A 17,513-nucleotide genomic window follows, 5' to 3' on the forward strand; every position below is an offset into this window, starting at 1 on the left:
CGAATGCGACAGGCCGGGATTGGCTTGCCGCCAGCCTGGACTTGACGGCCCGTGGGGCCTTGCAGGAGGGGACAGGTTCTAAACTGGATTGGAGCAAAACGTTTCGAGACGCTTTTTCCGCCAAAGCGGTGAAGCGCAGACCGCATTATATCGATATTTGCTGCACTGCGCCACCATTAAGACTTGTCTCAACGAAAGCCGTCGATTCGTAAGAGGAATCGGCGGCTTGTTCCGCCGGTGTGGCGGTATCGCTCAAACCTCGGTGCCGTTCCTGAGCGACTCGACGAGCTCAACATATTGCTGTTTTGCCGTATCGGGCGCCGTGCCTTGCAGCGCGGCCCAGGCGTCGTACTTGTATTTGCCGACGATATCGGTGAAGCCGGGCTTGTCGCCGTGCACGTCGCCGTCGATGGCCTGCTTGAAGAGCGCGTACAGGCGCAGCAGTGTGAGGTTGCCCGGACGCTCCGGCAGTTGCTTCACGTCTTCCTGTGCCTTCGCGAAGAGACCGTCCACGTCGCTCATCAGATCCTCCATGCTTTTCGAGATAGGGCGTCGATCATAGCAAGCGAGACCCGGCGCGCGGCCGTGTGAGGCTGGAGCGATCCTTCCAAACGGATCGCTTCGCAGGCCCGGTCGCGTTCGCATCCGGCGACGCTGGGCGCCGCATTACAATAGCGGTCATGACGAAAACCGTGCTGCTTGCCCTCGATACTTCGACCGAATTTTGCTCGGTCGCCCTGTTGTCCACCGAATCCGCCGATGACACGTCATCGGCCGAAGAGGCGGACGCGTCTGCTCCCGAATCGCGCGTCTGGGTGCGCCACGAGTCGACGGGCGCTGTCTCCAGCACGCGGCTACTTCCCGCCATCCGCGAACTGTTCGACGAAGCGGGCCTCTCGCTCGCCGACTGCAACGCGATCGCGTTCGGCGCCGGGCCCGGCTCGTTCACGGGCTTGCGCACCGCGACGGGCGTTGCGCAAGGACTGGCATTCGGACTGAATTGCCCCGTGGTGCCCGTCGGCACGCTGCTCGCGTGCGCCGAGAGCGCGCGCCGGCGCGACCCGTCGGCCACGCGCGTGCTTGCCGCGCTCGATGCGCGCATGGACGAGGTCTATTGGGCCGACTACGCATGGGATACCGACGCGGGCGAGTGGCGCACGGTCCACTCCGCCGCGCTCGGCTCGCCCGATGCGCCCGACTTGCCGGATCAGCCGTTCACGCTGGCGGGCAATGCCGCTGCGGCATTCGGCGATCGTCTGAAGGCGGCGAGCGCGGCGCGAACCGTCGATCACGAAGCCGTGCCGCACGCGCTGCCGATCGCATTCGCCGCGCTGCGCGCGTTCCGCGCGGGCCGCACGCTGCCCGCCGACCAGGCGGCGCCCGAGTACATCCGCGACAAGGTCGCGCAGACCACGGAAGAGCGCCTGGCCGCGAGAGCCGCGCAGCATGCGCAAACGGCGGCGCCGGGGTCATCGGCGCCATCGACACATACGGCGCATACCGCCGAAGGCGAGGGCACGCGATGAGCGGCGTGCTGCTGGCGGACCGCTATATGTCGCCGATGACGGAGGGCGATCTCGACGAGGTCGCGGCAGTCGAAAAGCTCGCCTATGAATTTCCGTGGAGCCGCGGCAATTTCGAAGACTCGCTGCGTAACGGTTATTTCGGCATATGTCTGCGGCACGTGACGGGCACGCTGATCGGCTATTGCGTGCTGATGCCCGTCGTCGACGAGATGCATCTGCTGAACCTGTGCGTCGCGCCCGCCGCGCAGCACGCGGGCGCGGGTCTTGCGCTGTTGCGCGAAGCCGTTCGGGTGACGCGTACTGAAAGGCTCGCTGGAATGCTGCTCGAAGTGCGGCCGTCTAATCATCGCGCGATCAAGCTGTACGAGCGCTTCGGCTTTGCGTCGATTGGCCGCCGCAAGAACTATTATCCGGCGCGGCATCGCAGCCGGGAGGACGCCATCGTGATGCGTTTCAGTTTCGACAAGGAGGGCGCAGATGGCGCTGCATGAATCCGCGCTGGAAGAACTCGGCCTTGCGCCGATGTGGATGCGCCGAGGGATCGCACAGCGCGCGGCCGCGTCTGACGATGCGCAATCGCAGGCGGAAAGCGCCGATGCCGCAACTCGAGCCACGGCGAGCGCAGATATCGAGGCTCGCGGCGAAGATATGGCCGTTCGAGCCGCCGCCGTGAGTGCCGGCGGCGATAACGGCAACAGCACCGAAACGGCCAGCGCGGCTGTGTCGCGCGACGCAAGCCAACCGCAGGACGAGCCGCAAACAGAGCCGCAAGGTGCGCCGACGTCACGCCGCGAAACGACGTCGGACGAAACGCAACGGGCGATGTCGCAGCCATCCCGCCGCGCGCCCGCGGCCGACACGGAAGCAGCGCCACCCGACGACGACTTCGCATGGTTCGACGACCTTCCCGCCGAGCCGCCGTCGCGCGCCGAAGCGCAAGTCGCCCGCCAGCCGCAACCTGCTGTCGACATGCTCGACTGGAGTGCGCTCGAAGAACGCGTGTCGGCGTGCGAGCGCTGCCGCCTCTGCGAGAAGCGCACGAACACGGTGTTCGGCGTCGGCGATCGCGACGCCGACTGGATGCTGATCGGCGAAGCACCCGGCGAAAACGAGGACAAGCAGGGCGAGCCGTTCGTCGGCCAGGCGGGCAAGCTGCTTGACAACATGCTGCGCTCGCTCGGTCTTGCGCGCGGCATGAACGTGTATATCGCCAACGTGATCAAATGCCGCCCGCCCGGCAACCGCAATCCGGAGCCGGACGAAGTCGCGCGTTGCGAACCGTATCTGCAGCGGCAGGTGGCGCTCGTGAAGCCGAAGCTGATCGTCGCGCTCGGCCGCTTCGCCGCGCAGAGCCTGCTGAAGACGGACGCGAGCATTTCGTCGCTGCGCGGACGCGTCCACGAATACGAGGGCGTGCCCGTGGTCGTCACATACCACCCGGCGTACCTGCTACGCAGCCTCGGCGACAAGGCGAAGTCGTGGCAGGACCTGTGCCTCGCCCGCGATGCCTGGCGCAACGCGTCGCCGCAAGACACGCAAGCGGGCGCATCCAAATGATGGACGCGGCCGGGCCGACCGCTTCGTTCGAGGCGCCATCGACGGCCCGGCTCGATGCGCTGTCCGACGCCGCCGTGCGTGACATCGCGTGGCTCCTGTTCAGTCCCGATCTGTTGCGCTCGCAACCGCCATCTGGCGTGCTCGCCAAGCCGTTCGAGTCACCCGATGCAGCGGCCGCGACGATGGACTGGCTCGACGCGCAGGACGCCGATCCCACCGCGTTGCACCGGCATATCGCGGCCGCGCGCGTGACGCGCCTCGGCCGCTACGCCGAGTGTCTGCTCGCGTGGTTCCTGTCCCACGGTCCGGCCGCGCGGCTGGTCGCCGCTAACGTGCCGCTGCGGCGCAAAGGCATCACGCTTGGCGAATGCGATTTTCTCGTCGAGACGCCGACGGGCCGGCGGCTGCATTGGGAATTGGCCGTCAAATGCTATCTGCACGCGGGCGACGGCCGCGCGGAGCTCGCCGACTACGTGGGCCCGAATCTCCAGGACCGCTTCGATCTGAAGCTCGCGCATCTGCTCGATCATCAGTTGCGGCTGAGCGCGCGCGAGGAGTTTGCGTCGCTGGGCCATCGCGGGCCCTGGGACGCGCAGATGTTCGTCAAGGGCTGGCTTTTCTATCGCAACGGTATGAACGAGCGCGATGCCGCCGAAATCGATCCGGCGCACGCGCGCGGCTGGTGGTCGACGCAGGCCGACTGGCCATCGTTTTCCAGCGGTCATGCGGATGCGTGGATCGTGCTGCCGAGGCTCGAATGGCTTTCGCCGCGCATCCACGACAGCCAGCATGCGTCGAGCTTCGTTTCAGCGGAAACGCTGGCGCAGCAACTGATGCAGCAGACGGCACCGACGATGGTGGCCGCATTCGTCCGGAATGCAGAAGGACGTTGGGCCGAGCGTTCGCGCGGCTTCATCGTGCCCGACGACTGGCCGGAGCGGGCACAAGCGTTTGCGCGGCGGCCGACGCGTCAGGCGTGACGCAACACGACGCGTGACATCGCGCGGTTGCTACGTCCCGCCGTTACCACCAGCGATAGAAGTGATGCACCGGTCCGACGCCATGACCGACGTCGAGGCGGCTGCTTTGTTCGAGCGCGCCCGTCAGATAGGCCTTCGCATCGGCGACAGCACTTGCGAGGTCGTCGCGCTGCGGAATCAATGCCGCGATCGCCGAGGACAGCGTGCAGCCCGTCCCGTGCGTGTTCTTCACGGGCACGCGCGGGCCGGCAAGACGCATTGTGCCGCTGTCCTGGATGAGCCAGTCGGGGCTGTCGGCGGCGGCGAGATGGCCGCCCTTCATTAGCACCGCGCGCGCGCCGAGTTTGCGCAGCGCTTCGCCCTGGTCGACCATCGCGGCCTCGTCCGCGGCGCTCGGCGCGCGAAGCAGCGCGGCCGCTTCAGGCAGATTCGGCGTCAGCAGATCGGCGAGCGGCAGCAGTTCGTCGCGCACGGCATCGACGGCTTCGGGCGCGAGCAACGCGTGATTGCTCTTCGAAATCATCACAGTGTCGAGCACGACATGCTTCGGCTTGTGGCGGCGCAGCGCTTCAGCGACGGCGCGCGCGATCGACGCGTTCGCCAGCATGCCGATCTTCACGGCGTCGATGCGGATGTCGTCGAACACGGCATCCAGTTGCGCGACGACGAACGCGGGATCGGGCGTGTGAATCGCCGTCACGCCGCGCGTGTTTTGCGCCGTCAGCGCGGTGATCACGCTCGCGCCGTACGCGCCGAGCGCCGAGAAAGCCTTGAGATCGGCCTGAATGCCGGCGCCGCCGCCGGAATCGGAGCCGGCGATCGTCAGGACGTTGGGAATCGGTCGGGTCATGGCAAAACCTGGAAAGCCTGAAAAGCGAAGGGCGCATGGCGCGCCCTCGGACGATGCTCAGAGAAAGCGCAGTCGACGCTCAGTCAAAGCGTAGTCGAAGAACAATACGCAGCGGACCGGCGAACGGATCTCAGTGATGCGCTTCGCCGATCAGCGAAACCGAATCGAACGCGCGCTGGTTGGCCTGATGGCGGCGCATCACGAGCCACATCATCACGCAGACGAAGGTGCCGAACAGCACGATCACGACGGTAACGGGCACGTCGAGCCACACGAGCACGGCGTAAAGACACAGCATCACGAGCACGGACAGGTTCTCGTTGAAGTTCTGCACGGCGATCGAGTGGCCCGCCGACAGCAGCACGTGCCCGCGATGCTGGAGCAGCGCATTCATCGGCACGACGAAGAAGCCCGACAGCGCACCGACGACCATCAGGAAGGCATAGGCGAAAATCAGATAGCCGGGGATGTGCATCCTGCCGTAGTACACACCCCAATGAGGCGGAAACAGATGCTTCGTATAGAAGGCCATCAGCATCACGGCGATTCCCATGATGATGCCGACGGGCAGCACCGTCAGCGACTTCTTCAGCGGCACGCGCGCGGCGGCGATCATCGCGCCCGCCGCGACGCCGACGGCGACCACGGCCTGCAGGATCGCGCCTTCCGACAGCGACATGCCGAGCGATACTTCGGCCCATTTCAGCACGATGAACTGCAGCGTCGCGCCCGCGCCCCAGAAGAGCGTCGTGACGGCGAGCGATATCTGCCCGAGCTTGTCGCGCCAGAGCACGAGAAAGCAGTCGGCGAAATCGGTGATGAGCTTGATCGGCCCGTGCTCCTGGCGCGGATAGCGGGCGCCCGTGTCGGGGATGCGCAGATTGAAGAGCGCCGCGATCACGTAGATCAGGATGATGATGAGCATCGCCGCTTCGGCGGGCGTGTGGATCGCGTGGGGCGTGTGCTTGATGAGGTGCGATGCGATGTGCGGGCTGATCAGCGCGCCGCCGAGCACGGTGCCAAGAATGATCGAGCCGACCGTCGTGCCTTCTATCCACCCGTTCGCGGCGACGAGGCGGTCAGGCGGCAGCAGCTCGGTGAGAATGCCGTACTTCGCGGGCGAGTACGCGGCCGCGCCGAAGCCGACGATGCCATACGCGAAGAGGGGATGCGCGCCGACCAGCATCGCCACGCAGCCGACGACCTTGATCGTATTGGTCACGAACATCACGCGGCCCTTCGGGCGCGAATCCGCGAAGGCGCCGACAAAAGCCGCGAGCACGACGTACGACAGCACAAAAAACAGCTTGAGCAGCGGCGTCATCCAGTTCGGGGCGTGAAGATCTTTCAGCAGTGCAATAGCAGCGATCAGAAGCGCATTGTCGGCCAGCGAGGAAAAAAACTGCGCGGCCATGATGGTGTAAAAACCTTTTTTCATCTGATGCGATGCTGTCCTCGCTGCGGTCCGTCCGCCCCGGCCGTCAGTGGCGCGTCCGGGCTTATTCCGTTCGAAATGGGTTGTGCGCACGGCTTTATATCACGAAAATAGACAAATCCCGACTAGCAGTATCCTTGATCGCATTGTCACGTCAGCCTACGAAGTGTTGAAAACGCACTGTAAGCTCCTGATTCGACAGTGTCTTTACGAAAAAATCCCATGCCGCGCCCAGTCTCAGCCACTATTCACACCGCCGCTCTCGCCAATAACCTCGCAGTTGCACGCCGTTATGCGCCGAAGTCCAAGATCTGGGCCGTCGTCAAGGCCAATGCCTACGGTCACGGTCTCGCTCGCGCCTTTCCGGGGCTGCGCGCAACCGATGGCTTTGGTTTGCTCGACCTCGAAGAAGCGGTGAAGTTGCGCGAATTGGGCTGGGCCGGCCCGATTTTGTTGCTCGAGGGCTTTTTCCGGCCGACGGATATCGACGTCATCGACCGCTATAGCCTCACGACGGCGCTGCATTCGGACGAGCAGTTGCGCATGCTGGAAATGGCGCGGCTGTCGAAGCCCGTCAACATCCAGCTGAAAATGAACAGCGGCATGAACCGGCTGGGCTACACGCCCGACAGGTTCCGCGCAGCGTGGGAGCGCGCGCGCGCGTGCCAGGGCGTCGGCCAGATCACGCTGATGACCCATTTCTCGGACGCGGACAGCGAGCGCGGCATCACTCACCAGATGGAAGCGTTCGAGCGCGGCGCGCAAGGCATCGCGGGCGCGCGCAGCCTCGCTAATTCAGCGGCGACGCTGTGGTATCCGGAAGCGCATTTCGACTGGGTGCGGCCGGGCGTGATGCTGTACGGCGCGTCGCCGTCGGGCGTCAGTTCCGCGATCAAGGACACGGGCCTGCAGCCCGCGATGACGCTCGCCTCCGAGCTGATCGCCGTGCAGACGCTGTCGGAAGGCAGCACGATCGGCTATGGCTCGATCTATACGGCGCGCGCAGGCATGCGCATCGGCGTCGTCGCGTGCGGCTATGCGGACGGCTATCCGCGCATCGCGCCCGAAGGCACGCCCATCATCGTCGATGGCATCCGCACGCGGATCGTCGGACGCGTGTCGATGGACATGATCACCGTCGATCTCTCGCCCTGCCCGCAAGCGAATGTCGGCTCGCGCGTCGAACTGTGGGGCGCGCAACTACCCATCGACGACGTCGCGCAGGCATGCGGCACGATCGGCTACGAGCTGATGTGCGCCGTCGCGCAGCGTGTGCCCGTGCGCGCCGAATGACCGGCACCGGCTCATGACGCAACGAACGGCGACATAACGAGACATAACGAATCATCACGCGTGAACAGACAAGTTGGCTAAACAGAAAACGTTGTACACCTGCACGGAATGCGGCGGGCAGGCGCCGAAGTGGCAGGGCCAGTGCCCGGCGTGTCACGCGTGGAACACGCTTGTCGAAACGGTCGCGGAATCGCCTGCCGCTCATCGCTTTCAGTCGCTCGCGAAAAACCAGCCCGTGCAGCGGCTCGCGGATATCGAGGCGTCGGACGTGCCGCGCTTCTCGACGGGCGTCGGCGAGTTCGACCGCGTGTTGGGCGGCGGGCTGGTGGCGGGCGGCGTCGTGCTGATCGGCGGCGATCCGGGCATCGGCAAGTCGACGCTGCTTTTGCAATCGCTCGCTCAGATCGCGAGCGAGCGGCGCGCGCTCTACGTGAGCGGCGAGGAATCGGCTGCGCAGATTGCGTTGCGCGCGCAACGGCTGTCGCTGCTCGAGCCGGGATCGCACGCAAGCGAGCTGAAGCTGCTCGCCGAAATCCAGCTCGAAAAGATTCAGGCGACCATCGCCGAAGAAAAGCCGGACGTCGCCGTCATCGACTCGATCCAGACCATCTACTCGGAAGCACTCACGTCCGCGCCGGGTTCCGTCGCGCAGGTGCGCGAATGCGCGGCGCAACTGACGCGCGTCGCCAAGCAGTCGGGCACGGCCATCATCATGGTCGGCCATGTGACGAAAGAGGGCAACCTCGCGGGCCCGCGCGTGCTCGAGCATATCGTCGATACCGTGCTGTACTTCGAGGGCGATACGCACTCGTCGTTCCGGCTCGTGCGCGCGTTCAAGAACCGTTTCGGCGCCGTCAACGAACTGGGCGTGTTCGCTATGACGGAGCGCGGTCTGCGCGGCGTCGCGAATCCGTCCGCGCTGTTTCTGTCGCAGCACGAGCAGATCGTGCCGGGCTCGTGCGTGCTCGTGACGCAGGAAGGCACGCGGCCGCTGCTCGTCGAAGTGCAGGCGCTCGTCGATACGGCGAACGTGCCGAATCCGCGCCGGCTTGCCGTCGGCCTCGAACAGAACCGGCTCGCGATGCTGCTGGCCGTGCTGCATCGCCACGCGGGCATCGCCTGCTTCGATCAGGACGTGTTCCTGAACGCGGTGGGCGGCGTGAAAATCAGCGAGCCCGCCGCCGACCTGGCCGTCCTGCTCGCGATTCATTCGTCGATGCGCAACAAGCCGCTGCCGAAGGGACTGATCGTGTTCGGCGAAGTGGGGCTGGCGGGTGAGATCCGTCCGTCCCCGCGAGGCCAGGAACGTCTGAAGGAAGCCGCGAAGCTCGGCTTTTCGATTGCGCTGATTCCGAAGGCCAACGCGCCGAAGCAAGCCATCGACGGACTGCAGGTGATCGCCGTCGAGCGCATCGAGCAGGCGATCGACCGCATCCGTACACTCGAATAATTGGCGTCAGACGCTGCCTGAACGCGTCCGCTTTTCGACGTAACGCGCTGTAAATTTCTCGACTGAGTCTGTAACCCAGGCGCCTGTCGTTTTCCCTATCCTCGTGAGATGTAACGTCACGACTGGAAAAGGAAGACGTCTTGAAACGGTCTCATCAAACTTCGGACGAGCTTCTGTCGAATCTGCGCGGCTGTCGCGTCTCCGCGCCGATTCACGGGCTTTGGGGCGGCGGCTGCCGGATCGTCGAATGGATCGACACGGCGGGCCAGATTTCACGGCGCGTCGTCGCGGAAAACGTCACGGCCGACGAAGTCCGGGCGACGATCCGCCATCATGTGGAAGGGCGCAAGCACCGGCTGGTCGACGACGAACGCGAGCCGCGGCAGACCTTGCCGCGGCGTTAAAAACCCCGTTCGGTCAAGGCGATAAGGGTGGCGAGCGGGGCAATCTACGCACGCCGCGATGTTCAGCAACACATCACGCGCCGCTCGTCATTCACTCCGCGTTTTCATCGCTCGCCTGCTGCGCGATCAGCGCCTCGCGCGCGGCCGCGTTGAACAACGGGTGCTCGGCCGCTTCCGCCGCCGTCAGTACGGGGGACACACAGCAATCCAGCGGGACCAGCAGTTCGACCCATTCGGCAAGCGGCCGCGTCGCAATCAGCTCGGCCATGGCCTTGATCAATTGCGTGGCATCCGGCCCGGCGATCGCCTGGCCGAGGCTCCAGTGGCGCGTCGCCCAGTCCGGGCGATCGAGCGCCATGCACAGCGTTTCCCAAAACTTGAGTTCGAGCGCGCCGACTGCGAGCCATCGTCCGTCGAGCGTGCGATACAGGTTGTAGCAGGGCACGCCGCCGTTCAACAGGCTGCTGCCCGCGACGGGCGCCGCGCCGCCGTTGGCGAGCGCGACTTGCGCGACGACGTTGTGCGCGTAGGTGCAATGCGCCATCGACACGTCGACGAATTGCCCGTCGCCGCCGCGCGCCACGGCCCACAATGCCGCGAGGATCTGGTTGACGGCCGACAGCGCCCCGCCCAGCAGATCCGCGATCTGGAAGTTGGGCAGGATCGGCGTGCCGTCGCGCGTGGCCAGCTGGTCGAGCACGCCCGCGTAGCCGATGTAGTTCAGATCGTGTCCCGCCAGTTGCGAATACGGCCCTTGCGCGCCATAGCCCGAAATCGCGCAATAGACGAGCTTCGGATTGATCACGCGCAGCACGTCGTAGCCGAGACCGAGCCGATCCATCACGCCAGGCCGGAAGCTCTCGATCAGCACGTCCGCTTCGCGCGCGAGCGCCATCAGCACGTTGCGTCCACCTTCGGACTTCAGATCGAGCCGCGTTTCGCGCTTGCCGCGATTCAACTGACGGTAGAACGCGCCGGGACGCCCGGCGACGCGGTCGGCGCTGCTTTGCATCATCACGCGCGACGCGTCCCCGGCGCCGGGCGCTTCGATCTTCAACACGTCGGCGCCCATTTCCGCGAGCCGAAGCGTCGCGGCGGGACCGGGCAACAGGCGTGTCAGATCGAGCACGCGCAAGCCCTTCAATGCGACAGTAGACGACAATGCCCAGCCCTCCGTGGATGCTGGCGCGGCCTCGCTTTTCTCATCTCTTCCTTCGCGACGCGAAGGGGCCGCTAGCCGATTTGTTCGAGTTCCTCGTGCGCTTCGAGCCATTCGGCTTCAAGCGTTTCGAGGCGTGCGTTGACTTCTGCCTGACGGCGTATCGTTTCCGTCAGCCTGGTTTTCTGCTCGGCGCCATAGCTGGCAGGATCGGCGACGAATGCATCGAGCGTCGTCTTTTCCGCGTTGAGCGCGTCCATTTCCTTTTCGATTTTCGCGATGCGCGTCTGCAATGGCTTCTTCAGATGCGCGAGCTTCTGACGCGTTTCCGCTTCCTGGCGACGCTGCTCCTTGCGATTCACCGACGCGTCCGCGCCATTCGCATTCCCGCCGTTGGCCGTCGTCGCGTCCGCAGCAGCCTTCAGCGCGGCGCGCTGCTCGGCTGCGTGCTGCAACAGCCAGTCGCGATAGTCGTCGAGCTCGCCGTCGAACGGTTGCAGTTGATGCTTCGCGACGAGCATGAACTGGTCCGTGGTCGCACGCAGCAGGTGGCGGTCGTGCGAGACGAGGATCAGCGTGCCTTCGAACTGCGCGAGCGCCATCGTCAACGCGTGGCGCGTTTCGAGATCGAGGTGATTGGTCGGCTCGTCGAGCAGCAGCAGGTTCGGCTTCTGCCAGATGATCAGCGCCAGCGCGAGCCGTGCCTTTTCGCCGCCCGAGAAGGGCGCGATGGCCGCCGTCGCCATATCGCCCGAGAAGTTGAAGCTGCCGAGGAAGTCACGCAGTTCCTGCTCGCGCGTATCGGGCGCGAGCCGCGAAAGGTGCTGCAACGGCGAATCGTCGGGGCGCAGCGTTTCGAGCTGATGCTGCGCGAAGTAGCCGATCTTCAACCCCTTGCCTTCGCGCACATGGCCACCAAGCGGCTCGAGTGTGCCGGCGAGCGTCTTGATGAGCGTGGACTTGCCCTGGCCGTTCGCGCCGAGCAGGCCGATGCGCTGCCCGTTCTGGATCGACAGCGCGACGCGCCGGACAATCGGAATCTCGCCGCCGTCCGCCGCGCGATAGCCGCAGCGCACGTCTTCCATCACCATCATTGGGTTCGGCGCGGAGTCGGGCGCGCGGAATTCGAACGTGAACGGCGACGCGATGTGTGCGGGCGCAATCAGTTCCATCTTTTCAAGTACCTTCATCCGGCTTTGCGCCTGACGCGCTTTGGTCGCCTTCGCCTTGAAGCGGTCGACGAAGCTTTGCAGGTGCTCGATGGTCTTGCGTTGCTTCTCGTAAGCGCTCTGTTGCAGCGCCAGTTGCTGCGCGCGCTGCACTTCGAACTGCGAGTAGTTGCCGCCGTATCGCTTGATCTGCTGGTTTTCCAGATGCAGCGTAACATTGCAGACCGAATCGAGAAATTCGCGGTCGTGTGAGATCACGATCAGCGTGCCTGGATAGCGATGCAGCCAGTCTTCGAGCCAGACGATCGCGTCGAGGTCCAGGTGGTTGGTCGGTTCGTCGAGCAGCAGCAGATCAGAGCGGCACATCAGAGCCTGCGCGAGATTCAGGCGCATGCGCCAGCCGCCCGAAAAACTGCTCACGCTAGCGCGCGTCTGGTCGAGCGTGAAGCCGAGCCCGAGCAGCAGTGTTTCGGCGCGCGCGGGCGCGGTGTAGCCGTCGGCATCGGCAAACGCGGCGTGCGCTTCGGCTTCGGCCGCGCCGTCATGCGCGGCGGACGCCGCCGCGATGCGCGCTTCGATCGCGCGCAACGCTGCGTCGCCGTCGAGCGTATAGTCGAGCGCGGTTTTATCGACGGCAGGCGTCTCTTGTGCGACGTGCGCGATCTGCCACGACGGCGGCATCGCGAAATCGCCCCCGTCCGCATGAAGCTCGCCGAGCAGCACCGAGAACAGGGTCGATTTACCTGCGCCATTTGCGCCCACGAGGCCCGCCTTCTCGCCGGGATTGAGCGTGAAGGTGGTCTGTTCGAAAAGCGGCTTCGTGCCGCGCGCGAGACTGAACTGGTTGAAGCGGATCACAACGAGGCCGGCTTGAAGAAAAACGCTATTTTAGACTGCGCGACGCAAGCTCAGGCATTGGCCGATCGGCCAGGTGGCGCGCGGCGCGAGAGTCCGTAGACTGGCGATATTCCTGGAGAGCAAAAACATGGCAGCGGACAAGACTTCTATCTATTCTTTTTCGGCGCGCTCGCTGGATGGCGAGCCGATCAGTCTCGGCATCTACGACGGCAAGGTCATGCTGATCGTCAATACGGCGAGCGAGTGCGGATTCACGCCGCAATACGCTGGCTTGCAGAAACTGCATGAGCAGTATGGCGTGCGGGGCCTGCAGGTGCTGGGCTTTCCGTGCAACCAGTTCGGCAAGCAGGAGCCGGGCGACGCCGCGCAGATCGGCGCGTTCTGCGAAAAGAACTACGGCGTCACGTTCCAGATGTTCGACAAGATCGAGGTCAACGGCGCGGACGCGCATCCGCTTTTCAAGCATCTGAAGGACGAGGCGCCCGGCGTGCTCGGGCTCGAAGCGATCAAGTGGAACTTCACGAAGTTCCTGATCGACCGCAATGGGAAGGTCGTGAAACGCTACGCACCGACTACGAAGCCCGAAACGATCGCGGACGATATCGAGGCGCTGCTGTAGCGCGACGACACGGCTGCGTGGCGTGGCCTCAGCGGCCACGTTGCACAGCCGCGTTGCACAGCCACATTAAGCAGCCACGTTAAGCAGCCGCGCGCGTCACGCGTCGCGCGTCAAAGAATCGGCGCGAAAAGCCGCGCGACATGCATCGCGACGCGTCTCACCGCAGACGCATTGCGATATTCGCTGCGGTCGATCTCGAACGATTCGTCGAAGTCGCGCAGCAGCATCGCTTCGATCCCGGCGGCGAATTTGCTGTCGACGGTCAGCACCATGATCTCGAAGTTCAGGCGGAACGAGCGGTTGTCGAGATTCGCGCTGCCCACGGCGGCGGCAATGTCGTCGATCAGCACCACCTTCTGATGCAGAAAGCCCGGCCGGTAGCGGAAGATGCGCACGCCCGCGCGGATCGAGTCGTACGCGTACAGCTTCGACGCCTCGAACACGACGCGGTGATCGCGCCGGCTCGGAATCATGATGCGCACGTCTACGCCGCGTAGCGCCGCGAGCCGCAGCGCGGCGAACACGGCTTCGTCGGGAATGAGATAGGGCGTCGTGATCCAGATGCGCTCGCGCGCCGCGTTGATCGCTTCGACGAAGAAGAGCGAACAGGTTTCCTGCTTGTCGGCGGGACCTGTCGGAATGACGAGACAGTGCATGCCGTCGCCCGCTGCGTCGCACGGCGAAGCGGGCGGTGAAGTTGGCGGTGAAGTTGGCGGTGAAGCGGACCGTGAAGCAGGCCGTGAAGCAGGCAATGAAGCAGGCAATGAAGCAGGCAATGAAGCAGGCAATGAAGCAGGCGACGGGACGGACGGCGAAACCGAAGGCGCGGACGACGAAACGGGCGCCGGGTCGAATTCCGGCAGTTGCTGCGTAGCCCAATACCAGTCTTCCGTGAATACGAACTGGATGCTCGCGACGGCGGGTCCGCGCACTTCGATATGCGTGTCGCGCCACGGCGAGAGCGGCGGCTTGCCGCCCAGATATTCGACGCCCACGTTGTGTCCGCCGACAAATGCGCGCTCGCCGTCCACCACGACGATCTTGCGGTGATTGCGAAAGTTGAGCTGAAAGCGGTTGACGAACCTGCGGTTCGTCGCGAACGGATGCATCTGCACGCCGCCCGCCAGCATCGAAGCGACGTAGCGATGCGGCAGATCGAAGCTGCCGATGCTGTCGTACAGCACGTACACGCGCACGCCTTGCGCGGCCTTCGCGATCAACAGGTCCTTGAGCATCTCGCCAAGCGCATCGGCGCGCACGATGAAGAACTGCACGATCACATATCGCTGCGCGTTTTCGATTGCCTCGAAAATCGCGGCGAAGGTCGCCTCGCCGTTCACGAGCGTGCGTACGCTGTTGCCGGGCAGAAAGGGCATGCCGCCCAGACGCGTGAGCGAGCGCACGAACTGTTGTCCGAGCGCTTCCGTCGGCCGGCCCGGCGACGACGCCGCGCTGTCCCATTCGGGCGGATGCGCGCGCGCGCGCAGCATCTCGTTTTCGATGCGGCGCGCATCCGCATAGCCGGCGAACTTGCTGCGCCCGAGAAAGAGGTACGGGACCAGCGTCAGATACGGCATCGCGACGAGCGACACTGCCCACGCGATCGCGCCTTGCGATGTGCGGGTGTGCAGGATGGCATGGCACGCGGCGATCACGCCCAGCATATGAGCGAGAAACACGAGCGTACCGACGTGAAGCAGATCGAATTGCATAAGCGTGCGAACGATAATCGTCGCGCTGCGCGTGGATGACTTTCGTCGTGAGTGCCACCTCATGTCGCCCGAGGTGGCCTGATGTCGCCTGATGTTGCGTTCCGGCCTGGTTGCGTTGCTCAGTTTTGTTTGGGCAGCGCGGTCGCGCTCATATTACCGAAAGCGTTCGCATCGCGGTCTGCCCGTCGGCAACCGGCAGCGGACTTTTTTGCGTGATCCGATGAAGACACAACGAGCGGAAGCGCACGGCATGGACTGCCCGAAAAGCACACAACGCACGGCGTCGCGCTGGACGGCGTGCGTTGTGCGATGCGACGAGAAGGCGCCCGCGGCGAGACCCGGGCGCTTGCGAAAGATCAGGCAGGCAGATCGTTCGCCTGAATCAGAAAGACGTTGTCGTCGCCGGCGCTCGTGGACATCCACACGAGGTCGAGGCCGCCGAACGCCGCTTCGACATGCGCGCGCTCGTTGCCGATTTCGACGACGAGCACGCCTTCGTCGGTCAGCCAGTTGCGCGCGTCGGCGATGATGCGGCGCACGATGTCCATCCCGTCCGCGCCGCCCGCCAGCGCCATTTCGGGTTCGTGCTTGTATTCGGCGGGCAGCGCTTTCATCGATTCCGCATTCACGTACGGCGGGTTCGTGATGATCACGTCGTAGCGGCGCTCGGGTAGCGGCGCGTACAGATCGCCTTCGAAGAGCGCGATGCGATCGTCGAGGTGATAGTCGTGGACATTGCGCGCCGCCACTTCGAGCGCGGTGGGCGACAGATCGACGGCATCGACGTCGGCATTCGGGAACGCGTGCGCCGCGAGAATCGCGAGGCACCCGGAGCCCGTGCACAGTTCGAGCACCGCGGCGACCTGTTCGGGGTCCTCGACATACGGCTGCAGGCCATCCTGGAGCAGTTCGCCGATAAACGAGCGCGGCACGATCACGCGCTCGTCGACATGAAAGCGGTAGCCGTGCATCCACGCTTCCTGCGTGATGTAGGCGGCGGGCACGCGATCCGTCGCGCGCCGCTCGATCACCTTCAGCACCGCGTCGATTTCCTCGGACGTGAGGCGCGCATCGAGAAACGGATCGAGCAGATCGATGGGCAGATGCAGCGTGTGCAGCACCAGATAGGCGGCTTCGTCGTACGCGTTCGACGAGCCGTGGCCGAACGACAGCCCGGCCTGGTTGAAGCGCGACACCGCGTAGCGCAGCACATCGCGAACCGTGGAAAACGGATGAGTCATGATGGAGGCCCTCCGTCAGGCGATCAGTTGTTCGAGCACGCGTCGGTAGATATTCTTCAGCGGCTCGATGTGTGCGATTTCGATATGTTCGTCGATCTTGTGGATGCTCGCATTCAACGGCCCGAACTCGACGACCTGCTTGCAGATGCGCGCGATGAAGCGGCCATCGGACGTGCCGCCCGTGGTCGACAGTTCCGTCGCGATGCCCGTCTCGTCGCGGATCGCTTTTTCGAGCGCATTCGACAGCTCGCCGCGCGGCGTGAGAAAGGGCAGGCCGCTCACGGTCCACGTCAGATCGTAGTCGAGGCCGTGCCTGTCGAGAATGTCGCGCACGCGCGTTTGCAGCCCTTCGACCGTGCTGGCCGTCGAGAATCGGAAGTTGAACATCACGTCCGCGTGGCCGGGAATCACGTTGGTTGCGCCCGTGCCGCTGTGCAGGTTCGAGACCTGCCATGTGGTGGGCGGGAAGTACTCGTTGCCGTCGTCCCAACGTTCGGCGACGAGATCCGCGAGCGCGGGCGCGAGCAGATGGACCGGGTTCTTCGCCAGATGCGGATACGCGATATGCCCCTGGACGCCCTTGACGATCAGCTTGCCCGTCATCGAGCCGCGCCGGCCGTTCTTCACCGTGTCGCCGAACTGCGTGCCCGACGTCGGCTCGCCGACGACGCAATAGTCGAGCCGCTCGCCGCGCGCCTGCAACGCTTCGACCACTTTCACGGTGCCGTCCGTCGCGGGACCTTCTTCGTCGCTCGTGATGAGGAACGCCAGCGAGCCGCGATGCTGCGGATGCGCGGCGACGAACTCTTCGCTTGCCACCACGAAGCCGGCAATCGACGCCTTCATGTCGGCGGCGCCGCGGCCATACAGCTTGCCGTCGCGATGGCTCGGCTCGAACGGCGCCGACGACCATTGATCGAGCGGGCCCGTCGGCACGACGTCGGTATGGCCGGCGAACGCGAGCAGCTTGCCGTCAGAGCCCATCGCGCCGCGCTTCACGGCCCACAGATTGGTGACGCCGTTCGATTCGATCGTTTCGCATGCGAAGCCGATCGCGGACAGGCGCTCGACGAGGAGACGCTGGCAGTTCTGGTCGTCGGGCGTCACGGACGCGCGCGCGATCAGGGCTTCGGTAAGGGCAAGAGTGCCGGACATCGATTCAGTTCCTTCCAACCAGCTGGCAGATAAGATGCGCGGACCGTATCCACGCTTGAAACTCGGGTGAAAAAATGCCGGCCTGAGTGGGCCGGCAACAGCATG

The 17,513-nt window shown here is 64.8% G+C and carries 16 protein-coding genes; 8 read left to right on the top strand and 8 right to left on the bottom strand.

Translation table 11 applies throughout. The annotated features are described in order from the left end of the window. Positions 1–252: 252 nt before the first annotated feature. Complete coding sequence (locus AABE10_RS29065) at positions 253–522, bottom strand: acyl-CoA-binding protein (protein WP_342936642.1); 270 nt, start codon at positions 520–522, stop codon at positions 253–255. A gap of 158 nt (positions 523–680) precedes the next feature. On the opposite strand from AABE10_RS29065, the gene tsaB reads away from it, so the two are divergent. From tsaB to AABE10_RS29085, 4 genes are read left to right on the top strand one after another with little or no spacing between them, the layout of a single operon-like run. Then, complete coding sequence (gene tsaB, locus AABE10_RS29070) at positions 681–1,526, top strand: tRNA (adenosine(37)-N6)-threonylcarbamoyltransferase complex dimerization subunit type 1 TsaB (protein WP_342936643.1); 846 nt, start codon at positions 681–683, stop codon at positions 1,524–1,526. Then, positions 1,523–2,017: a ribosomal protein S18-alanine N-acetyltransferase gene (gene rimI, locus AABE10_RS29075; protein WP_342936644.1), complete on the top strand. Its 495-nt coding sequence runs from the start codon at positions 1,523–1,525 to the stop codon at positions 2,015–2,017. Before tsaB ends, rimI begins: the two co-directional genes overlap by 4 nt. Continuing rightward, positions 2,004–3,083, top strand: coding sequence for a uracil-DNA glycosylase family protein (locus AABE10_RS29080; RefSeq protein ID WP_342936645.1), 1,080 nt, complete (start codon positions 2,004–2,006; stop codon positions 3,081–3,083). The genes rimI and AABE10_RS29080 overlap by 14 nt, the downstream gene beginning before the upstream one ends. Then, positions 3,080–4,063 (top strand): DUF1853 family protein, encoded by a 984-nt coding sequence (locus AABE10_RS29085; RefSeq protein ID WP_342936646.1) that lies wholly within the window; start codon positions 3,080–3,082, stop codon positions 4,061–4,063. Before AABE10_RS29080 ends, AABE10_RS29085 begins: the two co-directional genes overlap by 4 nt. A 43-nt stretch (positions 4,064–4,106) precedes the next feature. Here AABE10_RS29085 and thiD read toward each other — a convergent pair whose 3' ends face one another. Continuing rightward, positions 4,107–4,913, bottom strand: coding sequence for a bifunctional hydroxymethylpyrimidine kinase/phosphomethylpyrimidine kinase (thiD, locus tag AABE10_RS29090; RefSeq protein WP_342936647.1), 807 nt, complete (start codon positions 4,911–4,913; stop codon positions 4,107–4,109). Between the two features lie 130 nt (positions 4,914–5,043). Continuing rightward, the gene (lplT, locus tag AABE10_RS29095) at positions 5,044–6,351 is read right to left on the bottom strand and encodes a lysophospholipid transporter LplT (RefSeq protein WP_342936648.1); all 1,308 of its coding nucleotides are present in this window, start codon (positions 6,349–6,351) and stop codon (positions 5,044–5,046) included. A gap of 219 nt (positions 6,352–6,570) precedes the next feature. Here lplT and alr point away from each other — a divergent pair, with 219 nt between their 5' ends. The 3 genes from alr to AABE10_RS29110 all read left to right on the top strand — a co-directional run bounded on the left by alr (position 6,571) and on the right by AABE10_RS29110 (position 9,495). Continuing rightward, positions 6,571–7,641, top strand: coding sequence for an alanine racemase (gene alr / locus AABE10_RS29100; protein WP_342936649.1), 1,071 nt, complete (start codon positions 6,571–6,573; stop codon positions 7,639–7,641). 73 nt (positions 7,642–7,714) lie between these two features. Then, on the top strand, positions 7,715–9,091 hold the full coding sequence (radA, locus tag AABE10_RS29105; protein ID WP_342936650.1) for a DNA repair protein RadA: 1,377 nt from the start codon (positions 7,715–7,717) through the stop codon (positions 9,089–9,091). 140 nt (positions 9,092–9,231) lie between these two features. Beyond that, entirely contained in the window at positions 9,232–9,495 is a 264-nt protein-coding gene (locus AABE10_RS29110; RefSeq protein ID WP_342936651.1) for a DUF2866 domain-containing protein, read from the top strand. A gap of 91 nt (positions 9,496–9,586) precedes the next feature. Here AABE10_RS29110 and AABE10_RS29115 read toward each other — a convergent pair whose 3' ends face one another. Both AABE10_RS29115 and AABE10_RS29120 read right to left on the bottom strand, forming a co-directional pair. Further along, the gene (locus AABE10_RS29115; RefSeq protein WP_342936707.1) at positions 9,587–10,639 is read right to left on the bottom strand and encodes a CaiB/BaiF CoA-transferase family protein; all 1,053 of its coding nucleotides are present in this window, start codon (positions 10,637–10,639) and stop codon (positions 9,587–9,589) included. Positions 10,640–10,728: 89 nt separating this feature from the next. Continuing rightward, on the bottom strand, positions 10,729–12,681 hold the full coding sequence (locus AABE10_RS29120; protein ID WP_342936652.1) for an ATP-binding cassette domain-containing protein: 1,953 nt from the start codon (positions 12,679–12,681) through the stop codon (positions 10,729–10,731). Between the two features lie 127 nt (positions 12,682–12,808). Between AABE10_RS29120 and AABE10_RS29125 the strand changes: the two genes are divergently transcribed. After that, entirely contained in the window at positions 12,809–13,300 is a 492-nt protein-coding gene (locus AABE10_RS29125; protein WP_342936653.1) for a glutathione peroxidase, read from the top strand. 110 nt (positions 13,301–13,410) lie between these two features. Here the strand turns inward: AABE10_RS29125 and AABE10_RS29130 are convergent, their stop codons facing one another. From AABE10_RS29130 to dapE, 3 genes are all read right to left on the bottom strand, one after another. Next, on the bottom strand, positions 13,411–15,012 hold the full coding sequence (locus AABE10_RS29130) for a cardiolipin synthase (RefSeq protein WP_342936654.1): 1,602 nt from the start codon (positions 15,010–15,012) through the stop codon (positions 13,411–13,413). 356 nt (positions 15,013–15,368) lie between these two features. Further along, complete coding sequence (gene prmB / locus AABE10_RS29135) at positions 15,369–16,253, bottom strand: 50S ribosomal protein L3 N(5)-glutamine methyltransferase (RefSeq protein ID WP_342936655.1); 885 nt, start codon at positions 16,251–16,253, stop codon at positions 15,369–15,371. Between the two features lie 15 nt (positions 16,254–16,268). After that, positions 16,269–17,408 carry a succinyl-diaminopimelate desuccinylase gene (gene dapE / locus AABE10_RS29140; RefSeq protein WP_342936656.1) on the bottom strand — a complete coding sequence of 380 codons (1,140 nt, stop codon included), beginning with the start codon at positions 17,406–17,408 and terminating at the stop codon, positions 16,269–16,271. Positions 17,409–17,513 lie beyond the last annotated feature (105 nt).

The organism is Paraburkholderia diazotrophica (assembly GCF_038900755.1).
Taxonomy (GTDB): Bacteria; Pseudomonadota; Gammaproteobacteria; order Burkholderiales; family Burkholderiaceae; genus Paraburkholderia; species Paraburkholderia diazotrophica_A.